At 66.7% G+C, this 18,438-nt stretch carries 26 protein-coding genes and 1 tRNA gene; 12 read left to right on the plus strand and 15 right to left on the minus strand.

The window, feature by feature from the left end:
* Positions 1-46: 46 nt before the first annotated feature.
* Entirely contained in the window at positions 47-517 is a 471-nt protein-coding gene (locus tag VSH64_RS35980; protein WP_326567206.1) for a MarR family winged helix-turn-helix transcriptional regulator, read from the minus strand.
* Positions 518-588: 71 nt separating this feature from the next.
* On the opposite strand from VSH64_RS35980, the gene VSH64_RS35985 reads away from it, so the two are divergent.
* On the plus strand, positions 589-1,776 hold the full coding sequence (locus VSH64_RS35985; protein ID WP_326567207.1) for an FAD-dependent oxidoreductase: 1,188 nt from the start codon (positions 589-591) through the stop codon (positions 1,774-1,776).
* Here VSH64_RS35985 and dcd read toward each other — a convergent pair.
* Positions 1,773-2,354 (minus strand): dCTP deaminase, encoded by a 582-nt coding sequence (gene dcd, locus VSH64_RS35990; RefSeq protein ID WP_326567208.1) that lies wholly within the window; start codon positions 2,352-2,354, stop codon positions 1,773-1,775. The genes VSH64_RS35985 and dcd overlap by 4 nt on opposite strands.
* Before the next feature lie 75 nt (positions 2,355-2,429).
* The gene (locus VSH64_RS35995) at positions 2,430-3,623 is read right to left on the minus strand and encodes an oxygenase MpaB family protein (RefSeq protein ID WP_326567209.1); all 1,194 of its coding nucleotides are present in this window, start codon (positions 3,621-3,623) and stop codon (positions 2,430-2,432) included.
* Between the two features lie 120 nt (positions 3,624-3,743).
* Here VSH64_RS35995 and VSH64_RS36000 point away from each other — a divergent pair.
* The 4 genes from VSH64_RS36000 (at position 3,744) to VSH64_RS36015 (ending at position 5,361) form a co-directional block, all read left to right on the plus strand.
* Positions 3,744-3,817, plus strand: a tRNA-Gly gene (locus VSH64_RS36000).
* A 229-nt stretch (positions 3,818-4,046) separates the two neighbouring features.
* A complete protein-coding gene (locus tag VSH64_RS36005) occupies positions 4,047-4,184 on the plus strand; it encodes a hypothetical protein (RefSeq protein WP_326838122.1) in 138 nt (45 codons plus the stop codon).
* A complete protein-coding gene (locus VSH64_RS36010; RefSeq protein ID WP_326567210.1) occupies positions 4,181-4,732 on the plus strand; it encodes a UTRA domain-containing protein in 552 nt (183 codons plus the stop codon). The genes VSH64_RS36005 and VSH64_RS36010 overlap by 4 nt, the downstream gene beginning before the upstream one ends.
* 89 nt (positions 4,733-4,821) lie before the next feature.
* A complete protein-coding gene (locus VSH64_RS36015; protein ID WP_326567211.1) occupies positions 4,822-5,361 on the plus strand; it encodes a YdcF family protein in 540 nt (179 codons plus the stop codon).
* A gap of 769 nt (positions 5,362-6,130) precedes the next feature.
* On the opposite strand, the gene VSH64_RS36020 is transcribed toward VSH64_RS36015, so the two are convergent.
* A complete protein-coding gene (locus tag VSH64_RS36020) occupies positions 6,131-6,313 on the minus strand; it encodes a hypothetical protein (protein WP_326567212.1) in 183 nt (60 codons plus the stop codon).
* Positions 6,314-6,537: 224 nt separating this feature from the next.
* Between VSH64_RS36020 and VSH64_RS36025 the strand changes: the two genes are divergently transcribed.
* Positions 6,538-6,936 (plus strand): hypothetical protein, encoded by a 399-nt coding sequence (locus tag VSH64_RS36025; RefSeq protein WP_326567213.1) that lies wholly within the window; start codon positions 6,538-6,540, stop codon positions 6,934-6,936.
* A gap of 1 nt (position 6,937) precedes the next feature.
* Here the strand turns inward: VSH64_RS36025 and VSH64_RS36030 are convergent, their stop codons facing one another.
* The gene (locus VSH64_RS36030; RefSeq protein ID WP_326567214.1) at positions 6,938-7,258 is read right to left on the minus strand and encodes a hypothetical protein; all 321 of its coding nucleotides are present in this window, start codon (positions 7,256-7,258) and stop codon (positions 6,938-6,940) included.
* Positions 7,259-7,780: 522 nt separating this feature from the next.
* Between VSH64_RS36030 and VSH64_RS36035 the strand changes: the two genes are divergently transcribed.
* Entirely contained in the window at positions 7,781-8,008 is a 228-nt protein-coding gene (locus tag VSH64_RS36035; protein ID WP_326567215.1) for a hypothetical protein, read from the plus strand.
* Between the two features lie 334 nt (positions 8,009-8,342).
* Here VSH64_RS36035 and VSH64_RS36040 read toward each other — a convergent pair whose 3' ends face one another.
* Positions 8,343-8,711, minus strand: coding sequence for a hypothetical protein (locus VSH64_RS36040; RefSeq protein ID WP_326567216.1), 369 nt, complete (start codon positions 8,709-8,711; stop codon positions 8,343-8,345).
* Positions 8,712-8,909: 198 nt separating this feature from the next.
* Between VSH64_RS36040 and VSH64_RS36045 the strand changes: the two genes are divergently transcribed.
* Positions 8,910-9,182, plus strand: coding sequence for a hypothetical protein (locus VSH64_RS36045; RefSeq protein WP_326567217.1), 273 nt, complete (start codon positions 8,910-8,912; stop codon positions 9,180-9,182).
* A 40-nt stretch (positions 9,183-9,222) separates the two neighbouring features.
* Here VSH64_RS36045 and VSH64_RS36050 read toward each other — a convergent pair whose 3' ends face one another.
* The 5 genes from VSH64_RS36050 to VSH64_RS36070 form a co-directional block, all read right to left on the minus strand.
* The gene (locus VSH64_RS36050; protein WP_326567218.1) at positions 9,223-9,531 is read right to left on the minus strand and encodes a hypothetical protein; all 309 of its coding nucleotides are present in this window, start codon (positions 9,529-9,531) and stop codon (positions 9,223-9,225) included.
* Between the two features lie 4 nt (positions 9,532-9,535).
* Positions 9,536-9,928 carry a nuclear transport factor 2 family protein gene (locus VSH64_RS36055; protein WP_326567219.1) on the minus strand — a complete coding sequence of 131 codons (393 nt, stop codon included), beginning with the start codon at positions 9,926-9,928 and terminating at the stop codon, positions 9,536-9,538.
* A 115-nt stretch (positions 9,929-10,043) separates the two neighbouring features.
* Positions 10,044-11,237, minus strand: coding sequence for an RNA polymerase sigma factor (locus VSH64_RS36060; protein ID WP_326567220.1), 1,194 nt, complete (start codon positions 11,235-11,237; stop codon positions 10,044-10,046).
* Positions 11,234-11,584 (minus strand): YciI family protein, encoded by a 351-nt coding sequence (locus tag VSH64_RS36065; RefSeq protein ID WP_326567221.1) that lies wholly within the window; start codon positions 11,582-11,584, stop codon positions 11,234-11,236. The genes VSH64_RS36060 and VSH64_RS36065 overlap by 4 nt, the downstream gene beginning before the upstream one ends.
* Positions 11,585-11,685: 101 nt before the next feature.
* A complete protein-coding gene (locus VSH64_RS36070; protein WP_326567222.1) occupies positions 11,686-12,336 on the minus strand; it encodes a hypothetical protein in 651 nt (216 codons plus the stop codon).
* 114 nt (positions 12,337-12,450) lie between these two features.
* Here VSH64_RS36070 and VSH64_RS36075 point away from each other — a divergent pair, with 114 nt between their 5' ends.
* Positions 12,451-12,828 (plus strand): nitroreductase family deazaflavin-dependent oxidoreductase, encoded by a 378-nt coding sequence (locus VSH64_RS36075; RefSeq protein WP_326567223.1) that lies wholly within the window; start codon positions 12,451-12,453, stop codon positions 12,826-12,828.
* A gap of 4 nt (positions 12,829-12,832) precedes the next feature.
* On the plus strand, positions 12,833-13,363 hold the full coding sequence (locus VSH64_RS36080) for a GNAT family N-acetyltransferase (RefSeq protein WP_326567224.1): 531 nt from the start codon (positions 12,833-12,835) through the stop codon (positions 13,361-13,363).
* Between the two features lies 1 nt (position 13,364).
* On the opposite strand, the gene VSH64_RS36085 is transcribed toward VSH64_RS36080, so the two are convergent.
* The 3 genes from VSH64_RS36085 to VSH64_RS36095 form a co-directional block, all read right to left on the minus strand.
* On the minus strand, positions 13,365-13,685 hold the full coding sequence (locus tag VSH64_RS36085; protein WP_326567225.1) for an MmcQ/YjbR family DNA-binding protein: 321 nt from the start codon (positions 13,683-13,685) through the stop codon (positions 13,365-13,367).
* Between the two features lie 92 nt (positions 13,686-13,777).
* Entirely contained in the window at positions 13,778-15,466 is a 1,689-nt protein-coding gene (locus VSH64_RS36090) for a bifunctional metallophosphatase/5'-nucleotidase (RefSeq protein WP_326567226.1), read from the minus strand.
* Positions 15,467-15,575: 109 nt separating this feature from the next.
* A complete protein-coding gene (locus VSH64_RS36095; RefSeq protein ID WP_326567227.1) occupies positions 15,576-16,367 on the minus strand; it encodes an alpha/beta fold hydrolase in 792 nt (263 codons plus the stop codon).
* A gap of 124 nt (positions 16,368-16,491) precedes the next feature.
* Here VSH64_RS36095 and VSH64_RS36100 point away from each other — a divergent pair, with 124 nt between their 5' ends.
* Complete coding sequence (locus tag VSH64_RS36100) at positions 16,492-16,623, plus strand: hypothetical protein (protein WP_326567228.1); 132 nt, start codon at positions 16,492-16,494, stop codon at positions 16,621-16,623.
* 91 nt (positions 16,624-16,714) lie between these two features.
* Positions 16,715-17,356: a VanZ family protein gene (locus VSH64_RS36105; RefSeq protein WP_326567229.1), complete on the plus strand. Its 642-nt coding sequence runs from the start codon at positions 16,715-16,717 to the stop codon at positions 17,354-17,356.
* A gap of 129 nt (positions 17,357-17,485) precedes the next feature.
* On the opposite strand, the gene VSH64_RS36110 is transcribed toward VSH64_RS36105, so the two are convergent.
* Positions 17,486-18,178 carry a class I SAM-dependent methyltransferase gene (locus VSH64_RS36110; protein WP_326567230.1) on the minus strand — a complete coding sequence of 231 codons (693 nt, stop codon included), beginning with the start codon at positions 18,176-18,178 and terminating at the stop codon, positions 17,486-17,488.
* Positions 18,179-18,438 lie beyond the last annotated feature (260 nt).

Below are 18,438 nucleotides of genomic sequence, written 5' to 3' on the forward strand. Positions count from 1 at the left end.
GAACCGGTGAACGCGACGCGATTTCCAACCCGGCCGTGGCCGCAACTCACTCCGGCGAGTTATCGGTGAGGCGGGTGGTCGACTCGTGAGTGATCGCCGCGGCCCGTTCGAGGAACCCGATCACCGTTCGGAGTTCACCTTCGGAGTAGCCGGCCGCGAGCGCGCGGGTCGCCGCCACGATGTGGTCCCACAGCGACACGGCTTCCTCGATCGTCGAGCGCTCGATCCGCACGAGCACCTTGCGCCGGTCGTCGGGGTGCGGCGCGCGCGTGACCAGGTGTTTGCGTTCGAGCCGGTCGATCAACGCGGTGATCGACGCCGGCGCCAGGCCCGCGTACTCGGCCAGCGCTTTCGGCGTGAGCGGGCCGAGGCGGGCGAGGTAGTCGAGCACCTTGCTCTCGACCGCCGACAGGTCGCGTTGCAGCGCGATCGCGGTATGGAACATGACCGTCTCGGTGGACAGCACCCGCGACCGGTCCAGCAGCTCGTCGACCAACTTCTCGCGCTCGGTTGACACGCGGCCCAGCCTAGCGGATCCTTCGGTCAGGGGAATTATTCGACGGATCGAAATATTTGAGGGGACGAAGGATGTCACGGGTACTGATCGCGGGTGGCGGCATCGCGGGCACGATCACGGCGATCGCGCTACACGAAATCGGCCACGAGCCGGTGCTGTTCGAGGCGTACGACCGCACGGCCGACGGGGTCGGCGCGTTTGTGACGCTGGCCGTCAACGGGCTCGACGCGCTGGCGCCGCTGGGCCTGAAAGACCTGGTCAAGGACTTGGGGTTCGACACCCCGAAGATGACCGTCGGCCTCGGCGACGGTGAACGGCTCGCCGAGTTCCCGCTCGGCGGCCCGCTGCCGGACGGCACGGTGAGCCAGACCGTGCGCCGCTCTGACCTCTACGTCGCGCTGCGCGACGAAGCGGCCAGACGCGGCGTACGCACCGAGTACGGCCGGCGGCTCACGGACGCTTCGCAGACGTCGGCCGAGGTCACCGCGGTGTTCGGCGACGGCTCCACGGAATCGGGCGACCTGCTGATCGGTGCCGACGGCCTGCGCTCGACCGTGCGACGCGTTCTCGATCCCGCCGCGCCAGCGCCGCGGTACGTGCCGCTGCTCAACACCGGCGGCTTCACCACGGGCGTGCGGCTCGACGACGAGCCGGGCGTGATGCACATGGTGTTCGGCCGCAAGGTGTTCTTCGCGCACGTGGTGCACCCGGACGGCTCGGTGTGGTGGTTCGCGAACGTGCCGCGCTCGGCCGAGCCCAGCCCGTCGACGCCGGTGCCGGGCACTGCGCAGTGGCAGGCCGAACTGGTGGACCTAGTGCGCCGTGATCACACCCGTGCCGCCGACATCGTCCGCGCCACCGAGCACATCTACACACCCTGGCCGACCTACGACTTCCCGTCGGTGCCCGTGTGGCACCGCGGCCGCATCGGCATCATCGGCGACGCCGCCCACGCCACCTCGCCGGCCGCGGGCCAGGGCGCGTCGATGGCCATCGAGGACGCGGTCACCTTGGCGCGCTGCCTGCGGGACGTCCCGGTGGACGCGGTTCTGCCGACCTTCGAATCCCTGCGCCGCGCGCGGGTGGAAGCCGTGGTGGCCCAGGGCAAACGCAACGGCGACGACAAGTCACCCGGCTTCTTCGGCCGGGTCGTGCGTGATTTCTTCATCCGCCGGGCCATGCGCGGCGCCGGTGGCGACGACCCGAACGCCTTCATGTGGAACCACCGCATCGACTGGGCAGCTCCGGTTTCGGCCTAGCGCCAGGTGTCCACGCGGTGGAAGTTCTTGTACGCCCGGCTCGGCGTGGGGCCGCGCTGGCCCTGGTAGCGCGAGCCGGCTTCCTTGGAGCCGTACGGGAACTCCGCCGAGCTGGACAGGCGGAAGATGCACAGCTGGCCGATCTTCATGCCGGGCCACAGCGTGATCGGCAGGTTCGCGACGTTCGACAGCTCGAGCGTGATGTGCCCCGAGAACCCCGGGTCGATGAACCCGGCGGTCGAGTGCGTGAGCAACCCCAACCGCCCCAGCGAAGACTTGCCTTCCAACCGGCCGGCGAGATCATCGGCCAGCGTGACCATCTCGTACGTCGACCCGAGCACGAACTCGCCCGGGTGCAGCACGAAGGGCTCTTCGCCCTCCTTCTCGACCAGCGAGGTCAGCTCATCCTGCTGCAGCTGCGGGTCGATGTGCGTGTACTTGCTGTTGTCGAACACCCGGAAGAACCGATCCAACCGCACATCGATGCTCGACGGCTGCACCATCGCGGGGTCGAACGGATCCATCCCGAGCCGGCCGGCGTCGAGCTCTTTGCGAAGGTCACGGTCACTGAGCAGCACTGACGCAGCCTAACGTCCGGTTTTGAACCAGGTTGGATCAGGTTGTAACAACTGATCCAACCTGATTCCGCGAACTCATGCCGCTCGCGTGGGCCGACCGTCCGATGCGTCGGCGCGGAACACCTCGTTCACCCGCTTCAGGTACCGCCGACGCCCTAGTCCACCGAGCAGCTCTTGCAGCGCCGTCGCTCCGGGAATGAAGCGTCGGGCGGTCTCGGCGGCGAAGTTCACCCCGGCGACCGCGACGACGGCCGCCTGGGCGACGGGGTCGTCCGGCAGCTCGAGGAAGTCGGCGTTCTCCTTGCCGAGCACGAGGCGGCTGATCGCGGAGTGGACCTGCACGTTCACGTGCGCCAGCACCTTGCCGGCCGCGCCGCGGCCCTGCCCGATGGCGGCGTGGCTCTCGACGAGGGCCTTGGCCAGGCGTTTCGAGTCCTCGTCGGGGATGAACTCGGTGGCGGCGAGGAGCCAGAGCAGCCGCCAGGCGTCGTCTTCGTCGGCGGGCAGGAGCTCCTCGTCGACGCCCATCAGCCAGCCGATGTAGCGCCAGAGGTGGAGGATGTCGGCGCGTTCGCGTTCGGTGTAGCGCACGCCGAGCAGCTGCGTGCCGAAAACGTAGACCAGGGAGAACAGCAGTAGCGTGCCGGCGGTCTGGACCTGGTTCACGGGCCGGTCCCACTGCTCGTAGTCCCAGTCCTCGCGCCGGTTCATCGCGCGCCGCACGTGCGCGTGGACCACCCGGATCCGCACCGCCGCGCGAAAACCGGCCTCGCCGCGGTCCATCGCCCCGGGCGTGGTCACGTCGATCCACCACGCGGCCGTCTCCACCAGCCGCCGCGTGGCCCGATACTCGATCTCCCCGGTCCCCACCAACGACTTCGTCGCCCGCGACGCCAGGTACCCGCCCATCAGCGACATATCACCCAGCGGAAACAGCCCGAGCAACCCCGCGCGCGTGATCGCCCGCGCGCCCCGCTCGATCCGCGCCCGATCCACCCAGTACGGCGTCGCCTCGACCGCGGCCATGAACTCGCGCAACTCGGCGTCGTCCTGCTCTTGTGCTCCATGCACCAGGGCCCGCTCGAACCTTGCCTGGTTCCCCGCGCTTCGCCCGAACCACTCCACCAACGCATCCGCCGGCGCATCCTGCCGCTGCGCAAACTCGCGCAACCGCTTCACCTGCTCCTCACCGGCGCGCAGCCCCTCGACCCCACGCAACCGCGCGACCAGCCGAAACCCGCCCTGCCGGAACAACACCGGGTCGTCCACCACATCCACCTCCGGCGCCGCCACCGTCCGACAACAAGTGTTGTCACTTGGCCCCGGCCCCGTCAACCCACGCCCCACTGGACACACCGACCACGCGCCCGTGTAAGCTGGCAAGGCACTGCGGATGTAGTTCAATGGTAGAACATCAGCTTCCCAAGCTGAATACGCGGGTTCGATTCCCGTCATCCGCTCCAAGAACTGTTCTTGTAGCTCAGAATGGGTGCTTCTCGCGGCTGGGAGGCACCCATTCTGGCTTTCTACGGACTTTTCGAACAAACATGCCAGCAACATCACAGCGACTCCATTTCCGCGCTTTTCCCCGGTGTTCTTCGATGAGCTTCGACATCGTCTCGGCGATCCGCCCCTCTGGTTGCGAGCCTGCGCGATGCAATCCACCGGAGCGGCGAGGCCACAGACGCGGCGCTGCCGAAGCAAGAAGAGCTGGTCGAGGAGTACGGCGTCAACGTCACGGTCCGCAAAGCCGTCGGCGTCCCGGAGGCCAAAGGACTGGTGACGCCCATCCGCCGACGCGCCACCCCTCGTCCGCGCGCCCACCCATGAAGCGCCTCGGCACCGACCGCTACGCCAAGAACAAGTGCAAGTACGACGACACGGTGGCGTTCATCGCCGACCGCGAGGCGTCCGGCCGCGAGTGGAAGCCCACCGACCAGACGCAGACTGTTTCGAAGGTCGAAGCCGACAAAGAGATCGCCGAGGCCCTGGGCGTCGACGCCGACTCACTCGTCTACGAGCGTGCACGCCTGGTCAAGGACGCCGGCCACCCCACGCACACGCTGTCCAGCTACTGCCGCCCGGAAGACGTCGAGGGCACTCGCCTCGTCGACGACACTCCGGGGCAGGCCGGTCGAGGTGGCGGGTTCCTGGTCCTCACGCTTCAGGGCCTCGAACCTGACACGATCAGCGAGACCTTCTACTCACGCATGCCCACACCTGACGAGATCGAGACGCTGGAGCTCCCAGCCGGCGAGCCCGTCATGGTCCTGCAGCGCCGCACGTTCACCGCAGACGGCCGAGTCGTCGAGTTCGCGCGCGGCATCCACGCTGCCAGCCGTTTCTCCTGGTCGTATACGTTCAAGCTCCCCGACTGACTCCGGAGTCTCCCGCATGACCGAGCGCTCGACCACCCTGCCGGACCAACCTCCGCGCCGACGTCCAAACGCTCTGGGACTACCACGACATGCACCACGAACTCCGGCCCACAGACGTCGGGATCGGCCTGGGGAGCCACGATCTCGGCGTCGCCACGTACACGACGGAGCTGTACCAGCAGGGATACTTCCCGCGGATCGTCTTCACCGGGGCGAACGCGCCGACGACCGTCGAGCGATTCCCGCGCGGGGAGGCAGCGCACTACCGGGAACACGCGTTGGAACTGGGGGTTCCGGACGACGCGATCCTGGTCGAGCCGGAGGCGCGGAACACTGGGGACAACATCACGTTGAGCCGGCAACTACTGGACGCGCGCGGGATTGACGCCAAGTCAATCACGCTGATCTCGCGCCCGTACCAGCAGCGCCGGGCGTATGCAACGTGCAAGAAGCACTGGCCCGAGGTCGACGTCATCTGGGTGTCACGGCCGCTGCCGCTGGACGAGTACATCGAAACCATCGGCGACGTAGACCGTGTCATCAACATGCTCGTCGGCGACATGCAACGAATTACTTTGTACGCGAAGCAGGGTTTTCAATACCGCAAGACATCCCCAAATGGGTACTGATTCATGCTTAATCCTGGCGCAAAAGGGTTTTAAAAATCGTCTAATATGATTTGATGATGCTTACGAACTAATGGGCAAAGATGCTATCTTCTTCCACCACTCGATCAAGGACGACGAAACGTCCGCCGGCCAGCAGTACATCGACCGGGCAAAGACCTTTGTTCGACAGTCCGAAGAAGAGCGTTGCCCGAGAATACGCGCGACGAACGGTGTGCATATCATGCCGACGCCCGTGCACTGCCGCTCGGCTTCGATGGCCCAATCCGCCCAGTCTCTGCAGACAACTCCGCGAACGTGGGCGCCGGCCAACTCCGGGGATCCATGCCGTCGGCCGACATGCCGTCCTCTCTCAAGCGGTAGCGACGAGCGCCCACCGTTCGACATCTTTCCTGTACGTCGCTTCACTCGGCGACGACAAAGTCCGCTACTCCGAGGTCAGGTTCACCGCCCACGAAGTCAAAACCATCACCAACGGCCAAACCTTTCGACATGGCCCATGCTCTGGTGCGATTTCATCAGAGATCAAAACCAAAACAATGTTTTCCGAATCTAGCCACCCTTCGCCCAGAGGGCGAAAGATCAAGCTTGACCCTGCGAATACCTTGTTTTTCGTGCGCCAATGAGGCATTTTACCGGTTTGACAGGAATGTTTTAATTGATCATTCTTGCCTAGGCCGACCAGGTGAAACCCAGGGTCCTTCCACAGTACGTGTTGATCTATCGTCCAGATCACGCAAGGCTGAGTTCGGGAGGGAACCAGCTGGGGAAATCATTGTGCAACGTTCTCTTTGCGCCCTCCTGCATTCAAAGTAACGAGTGAGGAGAAGAATGAAGAACCTTGCGAAGTTGACTGCGGTAACACTTTTGACTGCAGTATGCCCAATGATTTTTGCGGGCCAAGCTGACGCATCACCCAAGTTGCCACTTTCGCCGAATGACGCAGCACCTTCATGCGTAACAATCATCGCAACGGACAGCGGGGCGACATCTGTCGATTACGAAGTCGACAACTTCTGCAACTTCACCGTTCGCGTTATCGTCATCGTCGACCAAGGGTCGGATTCACCCTGCTTCACACTGGAATCCGGACAAAACTGGCTTGGCTCATCAGCCGGATTCTTTCCTTCAATTAATCGCGTCGACAACTGCTAGAACCAGACGTCAAAGGAGAAGCAAGTGCGTAATTTGACCATCAGCTGTGCCGTAGCTGGATTAGCTGCAATTGGAATTGTCGGACTGTCACCATCGGCCAGCGCAGCTCAACGTGACGTTTGGGCAGGCTACCACCCCACGACAGTACTCCGCACTGAATCGTCATCCGACGCAGCAACATCCAGCAACGCCAAGTTTTCGCCGCAAGAAAATGCCCCCACTTGCATCGAAGTCACCAATGAAGATGAAGGGACTTTCTCAACCACAATTTACCTGATAAATGAATGCACAACGACCGAAAGAATTAGATTGATCATGGATCGCGGCGGCGATAGCGACTGTGAAACTATGTTCCTGCACTCCGGATGGCAATTTACTTCGGACGGCGTCGATCCAACTCTCAATCACATTGAATTGTGCTGAATCACTGCCCGGGCGAGGTCATTTCTGGCCGCCACCATGCCGGTGGCCCTTCGTGAATCTGACCACCGGCTGGAATAAGAAGTACAACAATCGAATATAATACAATAGTAGCTGAAATCAAGATCGCCAGCCAGACTGCCCAAGACTTAACCCCGATCGAGCCTCGCTGCAGCGCGACAACGCCGGAAACAACGGAAGCGAGGCAAAACACAATACATGCTGGAAAAATCCAGAAGGAGGTTAAAAGCCCCGCCAGCAGCAAACCCACAGATGATAGCGCCAAAGCCTGACCTGAAACTTTATCGTCGCGAAGCGTTTTCATTTGTTGACTACCCCCTCCAGTCACATGGCGTCGATCCGAGCGGTACTTGATCAATGATACGTGGAGAAGGCAACCTTCACTAGTCCGATTTGTAGTATATAGTACAATTTAATCATTTTGTCGGTCTCACTCTCGGCTGGCCTGCGGGTAACTCCCTGCAGGCCAGTTGGAGAATCTTCGCTATCGCACAACCATCGTTTGCGGGGCCCGGGCCTGCCACTACTGCGGGAATACTGGCGCCGGTTACTGTCATTACGAGCACATGGAAGCGATGGACCGCTGCCCCAGGAACCTTGCCGAACTTGGCTCTATGGGATCAAGGCGCCTCCAGCGGCGGCGCGCACGTCACCACGCGTACGGCGGGCTCGCCCGACTGCGACACGGACGGCCTGCCGCTCCGCTTCGGCCGCCGGTCGCCGGGCAGCCCGCCGACGACGTAGCACCGTGCAGCGCGCCCCCGCTGGCGATGATCAGCTCATCGGACTAGTTACGCCGGACAGGCACGCTGGCAAGGTCGACTTCATGCCGAGGTCCGACCGCGTAACCGCAGAAGCCCACGCCGCAGCAGCACGCCAAGCCATCGAACAGGGCAGGAGTACCGCCGACCCGATCAGCCTTGCGACTGCAGAGGGGCTGTTGGCCATCTTCCACCAGCTCAAATACATGCAAGACGACACCATCACCCTCCGAGGCGCCGCTGACCTGGTCGACGCCATGGACATCCTCAGCCGCAAGCTGGGCGACAAGTAGACCGCGAGCGTTACCCACGGGGGTCGCCAGGCTCCACCCCGAAGCCGGATCGTGACAACGGCCGGCGACACCGCGTCAAGGCGGGAAAGCGTGCCTTGACCCGGCACCACCGGCCGCGTGCGGGCTTCGTATCGGGGTGAAGGGAGGGGGAGTGGGTCAGGCGGCAGCGTGCCATTGCCGTGCCATTCAGGCCGGTCAACCACGGTCAACGGCGGCCGACGGCAGGCAGCCCGGTCTGCAGGTCAGGTCCACTATCGGCCATGATCACCGTGGTTCCCAAGCTGAATACGCGGGTTCGATTCCCGTCATCCGCTCCAAGAATTGCTTTTGGTTCTCACGGCCATTTCAGCCCGGGCAGTTGTCCGGACACCAAATCGGCCAAGTCGCGCAATGCGTTGTCCTCCTGTGATTCGTTCAGGGCCCGAAGCACTGACAGCATCAGTGCCCATTGTCGAGGTTCCAGCGTCAGGGTCATGATCTCGTCGCGTGGTGGCCACCCCAGCGAGTCCTTGCGGCTGTCATCGAACGATCTCGTCCAGGCTGAGCCAGCATCACGAATGCTTTGGGCTGCCTGCACGGCCCTGGGCCACGCCCCATCGTCGATGCGGGTGTGGACCTCGTGTTCGAGGGCCCAGTTGATGAGGTGCCACTGATCGACGGTGATCTGGACCGGCCCGATTCTTCGCTGCCCGATGGTTCGCATGCCGCGATCTTGGCGAGGGCCATCGGTCAGCGGCAACCACCGATCAGCCGGGGAAGACGGAGTGAGGCACGGCGGTGCCGAACATGAGCGCGGCGGGGCGAAGGGTGGCCTGGGGCCGGGCACCCAGGCGAAGCGCTGACTCCGCCCAGGTCAAGTGCGTCCTCGAGGGCCGAGGCAGTTCAAGGGGACAATGGCCCCATGCGGCTCAGCGACCTGATCACCGAGCTCCTCGAGATCCTGCGCAGCGGCGAGCAGGACCTCACCTGGAGCAGCTACGCCTCCGTCGACGACGCGGTGAACGAACTCGAAGACCTGCGGCAAAAGATCAGCGACCCCGAAGCCCAGCAACGGCTCAGGTTCCTGTGCCTGCCCACCGGCGCGCTCGAGGAGATCGCGATCTCCAGCGGCTGGGCGAAGGAGTGGCTCAGGCTTGTCAACGAAGAGTACGGCCCCGACCTCTATCCACAGTAGACACAGGAGCCACGGCAGGCTCAGCAGACACCGTAGACAGTCAGTCCACGTCATCGCCGATCGACAGCTGCCGGAAGAACCTCACCTCCGGCGGGGACGTAACCCCAGCGGCTGACATGACGCTGCGGATGCGCTCACCCTGATCGGCGAAGAACGCTTCGAACGCGGCCTGGTCCGGCCAGATGTCCACGATGAGGATGGTGTCGCCTTCGGCCCAGAAGTGGTGGGAGATCAGGCCGCGGGCGCGGGCGGCGTCGACGATCGCGCGCATCGACTCCGGTTCGGTGGCGGCGGTCTTCTCCAGCTGCGCGGCGTTGCCGGTCATCTGCATGGTCATCAGGGTCGGCATGGGATCACGCCCAGAAGGCGTCGTCGGCTGATTCGTCCTGGGAGACGTCCAGGAGGTCGACGGCCTTGCCGTCGCGCATCCGGAAGACCAGGGCGTGGCGGGTGTCCAGGTGCTTGTCGCCGCGGGTGCCGGTGGAGTGGTACACCGTGACCACCTCGTCGTCGTTCGCGTAGACCTCCTCGAGGATCACCTGGAGGGTGCCGTCGGAGCGGGAGGCGAGTTCGCCGTACATGGCGAGGATCGCGTCGCGGCCCTTGTGGTCGCCGGAGAAGGTGTTGTGGCCCGGCATGTGTTGCACGGCGTCGGCCGAGAGGAGTTCGGTGAGGGTGTCGACGTCGCCCGTGGAGAAGGCGGCGTAGCCGCGGCGGATGAGCGTCGCGTTGGGGTGTTCGGCCATCGTGGGCCCCCTCTGCGGTGGAAGAAGTTTGGGCGCCCTGGGCACGGGCGCGCACACCGACCGCAGGGCGTGGAACCCATCGAACGCGCCGGGCGGCGAGCGTGTCAAGGCCGCCCTATTCACCCAGCCGGCGCCGCAGGCGGGCGGCGTGGCCGGGGTGCAGGCCCGTCGATTCGGCCGACGTCAGAGCGGCGAGCGCCGCCGGCTGGTTTCCCAAGCGGTGCAACAGTTCGGCGCGCGTGGCGTGCCACCAGGGGTAGTCCGCCAGGTCGGCCAGGTCAAGAACGAGCGGCAGGGCCACCGAAGCACCGTCGCGCTCGGCGACGGCGGCGGCGCGGTTCAACGCCACCACGGGGCTCGGCCGGACGGTGAAAAGCACGTCGTACCAAGAGATCACGGCGTCCCAGTTGGTGGCCGCGTAGGTCGGCGCCAGCACGTGACAGGCCGCGATCGCCGCCTCCACCACGTACGGATTCGGCGTGGAAGGTGTGCGCCGCAGGGCCTGGCCGACCAGCACCACGCCCTCCTGGATCAGCACCGCGTCCCACAGCGAACGGTCCTGGTCCGCCAGCAGCACCGGCAGGCCGTCGTCGCCGACGCGGGTGCAGCGGCGCGCGTCGTGCAGCAACAGCAGCGCCAGCAACCCCAGCACGGTCGGCTCGTCGGGCATCAGCGAGGCGAGCAGCCGCGCCAGCCGCACGGCCTCGTCCACCAGCGGAGCGCGCACGCCCGCGTACCCCTCGTTGAAGATCAGGTACACCGTCGCCGCCACGCCGGAAAGGCGCTCGGGCAGCTCTTCCGCCGACGGCACGCGGTACGGGATGCCCGCCGTCGCGATTTTCTGCTTCGCGCGCGTGAGCCGCTTCGCCGCCGTCGCCTCGGGCAGGCGCAGGCCGCGCGCGACCTCGGCGGTCGACAAACCGCCGAGGGTCCGCAGCGACAAGGCGACCTGCGCGTCGACCGAAAGGCACGGGTGGCAGCAGGTGAACACGAGCCGCAGGAGGTCGTCGCGGATCACCGACTGGGGTGGGTCGTCGTCGGGCAGCGGCATGGCGTCCGCCTCCTTCCCGACGCGCTTGGCTTCGCGGCGCAGCACGTCGACGGCGCGGCGGCGCGCCGTCACGAGCAGCCAGGCTCGCGGGTTGTCCGGGACGCCGTCGCGGGGCCACGTTTCGAGCGCCCGCACGACGGCGTCCTGCACCGCGTCTTCGGCCAGGTCGACGCTCCCGATGACGCGCACGAGCGTGGCGAGCACCCGGGTCCCCTCGTCCCGGACGAGCCGCGCCAGCGTGTCACCGGCGAGCGTCACCGGGTGAACTCGACGACGGGTCGCACCTCGACGGCGCCATCCCAGGCGCCCGGGATCTGCGCGGCGACCTTCACGGCTTCTTCGAGGTCCGCGCATTCGATGAGGTAGAAGCCGGTGAGGGCTTCCTTCGTCTCGGCGTACGGACCGTCGCTGGTCACGATGTCGCCGCCCTTGCCGCCCGTCACGCGCACGGTGGTGGCGGTCGCCGTCGGGTACAGGGCCTTGCCGCCGCGGATGACGGCCGCGGCGGCCGCGCCGAACTCGTTGTAGTCCTTGATCATCGACGCGGCTTCGGGCAGCGTCGGGTCCACGTCGGCGGAGTAGATGATCGCGGCATAAGTGGGCATGGCTTGCTCCCGATGAGTGTCCGGACCGGCGCCGTTCGCCGGCTAACACTCTAAGGACGAACGGGGCCCTCCGCGCCAGGACACTCGCCGCGCAAAAACTTTCAGCCCTCCACGAGCTCCCACTCGGATCCCGGCTCCGCGCGGTCGAAAACCTGGCCGGGCGCGGCCGCCAGCACGTTCACCACGTCCGGGTACAGGCTCACCACGTGTTCGAGCTCGAGGCCCTCGACCTCGAAGTCTTCGGCCTCCGGCACCTCGAAGCCCACGAAGAGCCACGTGCCGTCACCCTCGCGCACCACCTGGCGCACGGCGCGCACCGGCGCGTCGGACCCGGTCACGATCTCGGTGAGCCCGGTCGAGAGCTGCACCTCGTCGATCGGCGAGCCGGGGTGCTGCCACGCGGCGATGCGGGCGTCGCGGATCTCGCGGTCCTCGGCCTCGTCGTCGGAGTCCGCGACGGAGCTCAGCAGCCACGCCGAGCGCTCCGGGTCCCAGTCGGCCGCCATGCCGGTCGGCAGCGACGAGAGCGCCTTGAGCTGCGGAATCAGCTCCACGGCCTCGCTCAGCGGCACCGCGCCGAACTGCTCGCGGTTCACGTCCATGTCCTCGTCGAACTCGGCGCCGTCGCTGATGAACCAGTCGTCGTCATCGTCGAGGACCACGAACGCGAGCTGCGCGGGGTCCTCCAGCAGCGCCCGCGCGAAGATCACCGGCGACTCCGGGTCCTGTCGCAGCGGCCAGTCGTTCGCCATGTTGTTCTCCCCGCGTCGTGCCGGCGTTCGCGAACATCCCACCAGATGCGCGCGACGGCCACGCACCGGGCCGAAGACGCGCTAATTCCACAACTGTTGGATTACTCTGGGTGGATGGTGCTGCCCGAACGTCTCGCCCAGTTCAACCGTGTGGTGACCAATCGCGTCACGGGACCGTTCGCCGGGTGGCTGCCCGGTTTCGGGATCGTCGTGCACCGGGGCCGCCGCTCCGGCAAGGAGTTCCGCACTCCGCTGAACGTCTTCCGATCGAGCAACGGCTTCGTCGTCGCGCTGACCTACGGGACAGACACGGACTGGGTCAAGAACGTGCTCGCCGCGGGCCAAGCCGAGCTGCTCACGCGCGGCGAAAAATGCCACGTGACGCAGCCGCGGCTCGTGCATGATGAGTCCCGCCGGCCGATGCCGCCTGGTGTGCGCCAGTTCCTCGGTCTCGTCGGCGTCGAGGATTTTCTGCTGCTCAAACGGGGGTGAACAGGTGCTCACCGGCAAGCTGGTGCGGCTGCGGGCGCTGGAGACGTCGGACGCGGACTCGCTCTACCGCTGGATCCACGACGACGAGGTGGGGCGCTGGATGACCGGCTCGTACCCGCGCTCGCTCGACCAGGTGCGCAAGCGGTGCGAGGAACGCCAGGTCAACACGTACGAGCACGTGGTGCTCGGCATCGAGTCGGTGGCGTCCGGCGCGCTGATCGGCGTGACGGACCTGCGCGATGCCGAGCCGGAGACCGGCCGCGCCGAGCTGGACATCTACATCGGCGAGCCGGACCACTGGGACGGCGGCTACGGCACCGAAGCGCTGCGGCTGATGTGCCGCTACGGCTTCACCATGATGCGCCTGCACCTGATCGCGCTGTGGGTCGTCGCGGAAAACGAACGGGCTCGGCACGTGTACCGCAAGGTCGGCTTCGCCGAGGACGGCCGGCACCGGGAGTGTTTCCGCGGCAGCGACGGGAAGTACCACGACATGTACCTGATGAGCTTGCTGGAAGGCGAGCTCATCGACTGACCTACAGCAGTTTCTTCGGCGCCTTCCGCCGCCAGGACTCCACCAGGAGTTCCTTCAGCTGCACCGGATCCACCCGTGCGAGATCGACGATGATCGAGCCGTATCCGTCGTAGTGGGGCGTGGTGAAGAAGGCCGGGTCACCCGTCGCGAGGAGGGCGGCCTTCTCGTCGAGGCCGCAGAAGAAAACCACCCCGCCTTCCGCTTCGGTGCGATGGCGGGCGAAGCCCTTGCCCGCCACCTTCAACGCCGGCGTGCGGTACCAGGTGGATTCTTCGGTTTCCGGCAGCTCGGCCGCGAGCGCGACCACGTCGTCCCAGTTCATGGGGACCATGGTGCGCCACGCCGCGCGGAGAAGCTTGGAAAAACGAGAGCCCCGCCCCCGAACGAGCGGGGACGGGGCTCATCGAACAGCAGCTACGGCACCATCGTGATCCGGTCCGCCGGCGGCGGGGCGATGCCCGGGTGCGCGCCGAGGTAGGCGATGAGCGCGTCGAGGTCCACGGGGCCGCCGGCGAGGTCGGTGCCCTTCGTGAACTCGGTGAACCCGTCGCCGCCCGCGGCGAGGAAGTTGTTCACCGACACGCGGAACGTCGCGGCCGGGTCCACCGGCGTGCCGTTCACGGTGATGTTCGAGATGCGCGAGCCGATCGGCGCCGAGGCCGAGTAGGTGTAGTGCAGGCTGCTCGAGATCTGCAGGATCTTCGTGCCGCCCGGCTGGCCCCACTGCTGCTCCAGCACGTTCTTCAGGTTCGCACCGGTGAGCGTGATCGTCTGCATGATGTTCGCGAACGGCTGCACGGTGAACGCCTCGCCGTAGGTCACCACACCGTCGCCCTCGCCGTTGGGCGAAGACGCGTAGGTGAGGTCCGCGCGGATGCCGCCGGGGTTGGTGATGGCGACGACCGCGTTGTTGGCCTTGGTGCCTTCGAGCTGCGCGTCGGCGATCACGTCGCCCATCTTCGACTCACCCGAGGGCGCGCCGGCGGCGGTGAGGTCGCCGGTGATGGTGCCGACCTGCTTGTTGGCGATCGGGCCCGACTTGGTCTTGGCCTCGTCCACGAGCTTCGCCACGGCCGGGTCCGGCGTCACGTCGCGGGTCACGATCTCGTTGTGCGCCTTGGTCTGCGAGCGCACGACGTCGCGCGTGCGCTTGTCGATCTTCAGGTCCACCACGGACAGCAGCCGGCCGAACGACGCGCCCTGGATCACCGGGCGCGGGTTGCCCGCGGGATCGTTGATCACGCAGTTGTACTGCTGGTGGCTGTGGCCGGTGAAGATCGCGTCGACCTTCGGGCTCACGTTCTTGGCGATCACGTCGGCATCGCCGTTCGGCTGCGTCTTGCAGTCGTTGGGGCCGGAGCCGGGCAGCGTCTCGTCGCCCTGGTGCAGCAGCACGACCTGGGCCTTGATGCCCAGCAGGTCGAGCAGGTTCGCGGTGCGGTTGATGGCCTGGGTCTCGTCGCCGAACTTGAGGCCCTTGATCGCGTCGGGCGTGACGACCGAGGGCAGGTCCTTCAGCGTGGCGCCGATGATGCCGATCGGCACGCCGCCGGAGAACTGCACCGAGAACGGCAGCAGCGCGGGCAGGCCGTTGGTGAAGTACACATTGGACCCGAGGATCGGGAAGTCCGCGCCCTGGTAGGTGGGGCGGAACTGGCAGCCGTCGGTCTGGTTGCAGCCGCCGAACTGCATGCGCAGCAGCTCCTGATAACCCTCGTCGAGCTCGTGGTTGCCGACCACGGAGGCCTTCACGCCCAGCTCGTTGAGGAAGTCGATCGTCGGCTCGTCGTGGAACAAGGCCGAGATCACCGGCGACGCGCCCACGTTGTCGCCGGCCGAAAGCACCATCGAGTTGTGCACCTGCGACTCGAGCTGCTTCACGTGCGTGGCCACGAAGGCCGCGCCGCCCGCGTCCACACTGGTCCCGTCGGCCAGGAACACCTTGCCGCCCGAACCCGCCGGCGGCTCGAGGTTGCCGTGCAGGTCGTTGAGCGTGATGATCCGGACATCGGTGGTCTGCGCGGCCGACGCCGGCACGCTCGTAGCGGCCACAGTGGCCAAAGCGGCCGCGGCGGTGACCGCGAGCCGGGTGAAGAGCCTCATGATTCCTCCGTTTTCGCGCCCGCCGTCCCCTGGAACGGGCACACGGCGGTGCAGTCTGCCCAAACGGGAGGGACCTCACCAGAGGAAAAAGGATGGTGACGGAGAAAAGTCACCCACCGTTTTCGCTGCCGTCCAGCAGCACGCGCGCGACGACGCCCGGCGCGTCACCCATCGGCACGTGGCCGCAGCCGGGCAGGGTGAGCAGCCGTGCGTGCGGCGCCACCGCCGCGAGCGCCGCCGCTTTCGGCCGCGCCAGCACGCGGTCGTGCTCGGCCCACGCGATGGTGACCGGTACGTCGGCCCGCACGGGCCCGGTGAAGCGGAAACCACCCCTGGCCTGCGCGAGTGTGGGCGCGAAGCCTTCGGAGCCGGCCAACGCGCGCACGTCGTCCACGATCACCTGCGCGGCGAGCCGTTCGGGTTTGCCGTAGATCATGCCGGTGAGCGCCGTGCGGCCGGCGCCCGTGGTGGCCAGCCGGCGGATGCTGCGCTCGGGCGTGTGCCGCGCCAGCGTGCGCAGGGTCCTGAGCACGGTGAGGGCGTAGTGCTGCTGCAACGGTGTCCACAGGCCGGCGGGCGAGAGCGCGGTGGCGCTGCGCACCAGGCCGGCCTTGGCGAGCTCGAGGGACAGCAGGCCGCCGAGCGAGTTGCCCGCCACGTGCGGCCGCTCGAGACCGAGGTCGAGGAACAGCTTCGCGAACAGCTCCAGCGCCGGGGCCACGCCGTATGCGCCTTCGCGGTGCGGTGATTCCCCGAACCCGGGCAGGTCCACGGCGATCACGTCGCGGTGCGGGGTGATCAGCGGCAGCACCGGATCCCACGCCTGCCTGCGGTGCCCGACCCCGTGGATGAGCACCAGCGGTGCGCCGGAGCCGGCCCTGGTGTAGACGACGTCGTCCATGATCCACAGCGTAAGCACTGGTGACGGCGATTTCTAGTACTTGCGGTAACAGTTACTCGTGGTACCGCGTAACGGCGTGCGGCTCGGCAGCGATCACCAGCGCGAACCCCGGGGGAGAGCCGTCATGGAACTGCAGATCGTCCTGACCGTGATCGCGGTCGTCGTGCTGCTGCTGGGCGGCACGGTGTTCGCGGCGTGGCGATCGGAGCGCGCGGAGGACAAGCAGCGCGACGACGAGCCTGACCGATCGGCTTAAGCGGCCCTCGGCCAGATGGCCGACCCGGGCCCGATCCGTCCGGCTGGTCGGCCGAAGTGGCACCACCCCCAAGATCCATAACGTTCCGGTCATGACGAACGCACAGCTCACCGCCCTGCAGTACGGACTCATCGGATTCCTCGCGGTGTGGGGCACGCTGCTGGTTCCGCAGCTCGTGCTGCAGCTGGCGCGCTACGGCCGCCCGCGGCTGCGCGGCCTCGTGACCACGGCGGCGGTCGTCTTCTACGCCTGCATGGCGCTCGCGGTGGTGTTCCTGCCGCTGCCGAACGCGAACGGGCGGCGGCTCGAGCAGACGGTGCAGCTGCGGCCGTTCCAGTGGATCGCCGACATCCACACCGAGCTGGTGAAACACGGCCTCTCGGCGGGGCACTGGATCAGCACGCAGACGTTCCAGCAGGCCGCGCTCAACGTGCTGCTCTTCGTGCCGCTCGGCATCTTCGCCCGCATCCTCTGGCGCCGCGGCCTCGTGGGCGCACTGGCCGTGGGCGCGACGGTGTCACTGGCCATCGAGATCACGCAGCTCACCGCGAACTTCGGCACAGCGCCGTTCGTCTACCGCATCTTCGACGTCGACGACCTCATGACCAACACCTTCGGCGCCGGCCTCGGCTGGCTCTTCGGCGCCCTGCTGCTGGCCCTGCGCGGAATCCCTTCAGCGATCCACGCTCAGCCGGCCGGGCGCGAGCGGATCCACTTCGCCCAAACGCGCTAGCCGCGCCTTCCGCCGCTGCGCCGCCCGCCGGGCGGCGCGCCGGTCTTCCAGGACCACGATCAGCGAGGCGGCCGCCAGAATGAGCGCCACCAGTGCGAGGACAACCCAAAGCTGCACGCGGGCTCCTCCCTACGACGTTGTGCGAGAGATCACACAGGGTACCCAGATCGGTACGTGATCCGCTACCCCGCGTGCGGAGAACCAGTCCCGGTCATCGGTCACCCAACGGTCGAAGGTGAGATCGGCCGAGGTCAAGGCTTCGTGCAAGGCCGGCGGGTCGAGGCGGCGGCAGGTGAATTCTTGGTGCCACACCCGATTGGCCGCTTCGTACTGGACGGTTGCGGAGAGGAGGTCGGCTTCGTGGACCAGGTTGTGGAGCGAAACGGCTACTTCTCCGAGGTGTCCTCCTGGCCCTGGTGTCACGTGGTCGAACCAGTCCGGTGGGTGCCATTCGACGAGGAGCCGGCCGCTGGGCGTGAGGTGGCGGCGGGCTGCGGTGAGCAGGGCGTGGCGGGCTGAAGGATCTGGCGTGTTGATCAGGTGGCTGGCCAGGAGTACGACGTCGAATTCGCGGTCCAGGTGTAGGTCGGCGATTGGCGTGCAGACGGTTTTGGCGCCGCGGACGTGGGCGAGCATCTCCGGCGATTCGTCGACGGCGACCACTTCGTGGCCGAGGTCCAGCAGGGGGTGGGTGACGCGGCCGCAGCCGCTGCCGAGCTCGAGGATCGAGGCGCCGCTGGGGATGGCGTCGTGGACGATCTCGGGTTCGCCTGCGGCGGGGAGCTGCAGGTAGAGCTCGACTGGGCAACCGTCAGGGGTCATGTGGACCAGGGTGCCCTCGGCTGGGCGCGTGTCGATCCGAGGCGGCGGAGACGGGCTCACTGTTGGCCAAGAGAGTTGGGCTGGCTGTTCACCGGCGTTGAGATGGACTCGGCCGGCCCGCCGGTCGGGGAGGCGGGTCCGACCGGCTCCTCGGCCACGAGGTAGGCCGCGAACGCTCGCCGTGGCATAGGCCAGTCCGACCGCCGATCGAGAAACAGACACTCCCGGCCTGCCGGCCGCTAGAGAGATCCGGCCGCCGC

This window comes from Amycolatopsis rhabdoformis, from assembly GCF_035918295.1.
GTDB classification, from domain to species: domain Bacteria; phylum Actinomycetota; class Actinomycetes; order Mycobacteriales; family Pseudonocardiaceae; genus Amycolatopsis; species Amycolatopsis rhabdoformis.

Bases quoted from the DNA above. Each gene is read 5' to 3' on its own strand.
- VSH64_RS36020 (WP_326567212.1), bottom strand. From the start codon at position 6,313: ATGAAGGTGCTGCGTCATTCGGCGAAAGTGGCAACTTGGGTGATGCGT.
- VSH64_RS36030 (WP_326567214.1), bottom strand. From the start codon at position 7,258: ATGAAAACGCTTCGCGACGATAAAGTTTCAGGTCAGGCTTTGGCGCTA.
- VSH64_RS36040 (WP_326567216.1), bottom strand. From the start codon at position 8,711: ATGCGAACCATCGGGCAGCGAAGAATCGGGCCGGTCCAGATCACCGTC.
- VSH64_RS36085 (WP_326567225.1), bottom strand. From the start codon at position 13,685: ATGAACTGGGACGACGTGGTCGCGCTCGCGGCCGAGCTGCCGGAAACC.
- VSH64_RS36010 (WP_326567210.1), top strand. From the start codon at position 4,181: ATGAAGCGCCTCGGCACCGACCGCTACGCCAAGAACAAGTGCAAGTAC.
- VSH64_RS36070 (WP_326567222.1), bottom strand. From the start codon at position 12,336: ATGGCGAACGACTGGCCGCTGCGACAGGACCCGGAGTCGCCGGTGATC.
- VSH64_RS36055 (WP_326567219.1), bottom strand. From the start codon at position 9,928: ATGGCCGAACACCCCAACGCGACGCTCATCCGCCGCGGCTACGCCGCC.
- VSH64_RS36035 (WP_326567215.1), top strand. From the start codon at position 7,781: ATGCCGAGGTCCGACCGCGTAACCGCAGAAGCCCACGCCGCAGCAGCA.
- VSH64_RS35985 (WP_326567207.1), top strand. From the start codon at position 589: ATGTCACGGGTACTGATCGCGGGTGGCGGCATCGCGGGCACGATCACG.
- VSH64_RS36065 (WP_326567221.1), bottom strand. From the start codon at position 11,584: ATGCCCACTTATGCCGCGATCATCTACTCCGCCGACGTGGACCCGACG.
- VSH64_RS36110 (WP_326567230.1), bottom strand. From the start codon at position 18,178: ATGACCCCTGACGGTTGCCCAGTCGAGCTCTACCTGCAGCTCCCCGCC.
- VSH64_RS36105 (WP_326567229.1), top strand. From the start codon at position 16,715: ATGACGAACGCACAGCTCACCGCCCTGCAGTACGGACTCATCGGATTC.
- VSH64_RS36095 (WP_326567227.1), bottom strand. From the start codon at position 16,367: ATGGACGACGTCGTCTACACCAGGGCCGGCTCCGGCGCACCGCTGGTG.
- VSH64_RS36050 (WP_326567218.1), bottom strand. From the start codon at position 9,531: ATGCCGACCCTGATGACCATGCAGATGACCGGCAACGCCGCGCAGCTG.
- VSH64_RS36045 (WP_326567217.1), top strand. From the start codon at position 8,910: ATGCGGCTCAGCGACCTGATCACCGAGCTCCTCGAGATCCTGCGCAGC.
- VSH64_RS36075 (WP_326567223.1), top strand. From the start codon at position 12,451: ATGGTGCTGCCCGAACGTCTCGCCCAGTTCAACCGTGTGGTGACCAAT.
- VSH64_RS36090 (WP_326567226.1), bottom strand. From the start codon at position 15,466: ATGAGGCTCTTCACCCGGCTCGCGGTCACCGCCGCGGCCGCTTTGGCC.
- VSH64_RS36100 (WP_326567228.1), top strand. From the start codon at position 16,492: ATGGAACTGCAGATCGTCCTGACCGTGATCGCGGTCGTCGTGCTGCTG.
- VSH64_RS36015 (WP_326567211.1), top strand. From the start codon at position 4,822: ATGCACCACGAACTCCGGCCCACAGACGTCGGGATCGGCCTGGGGAGC.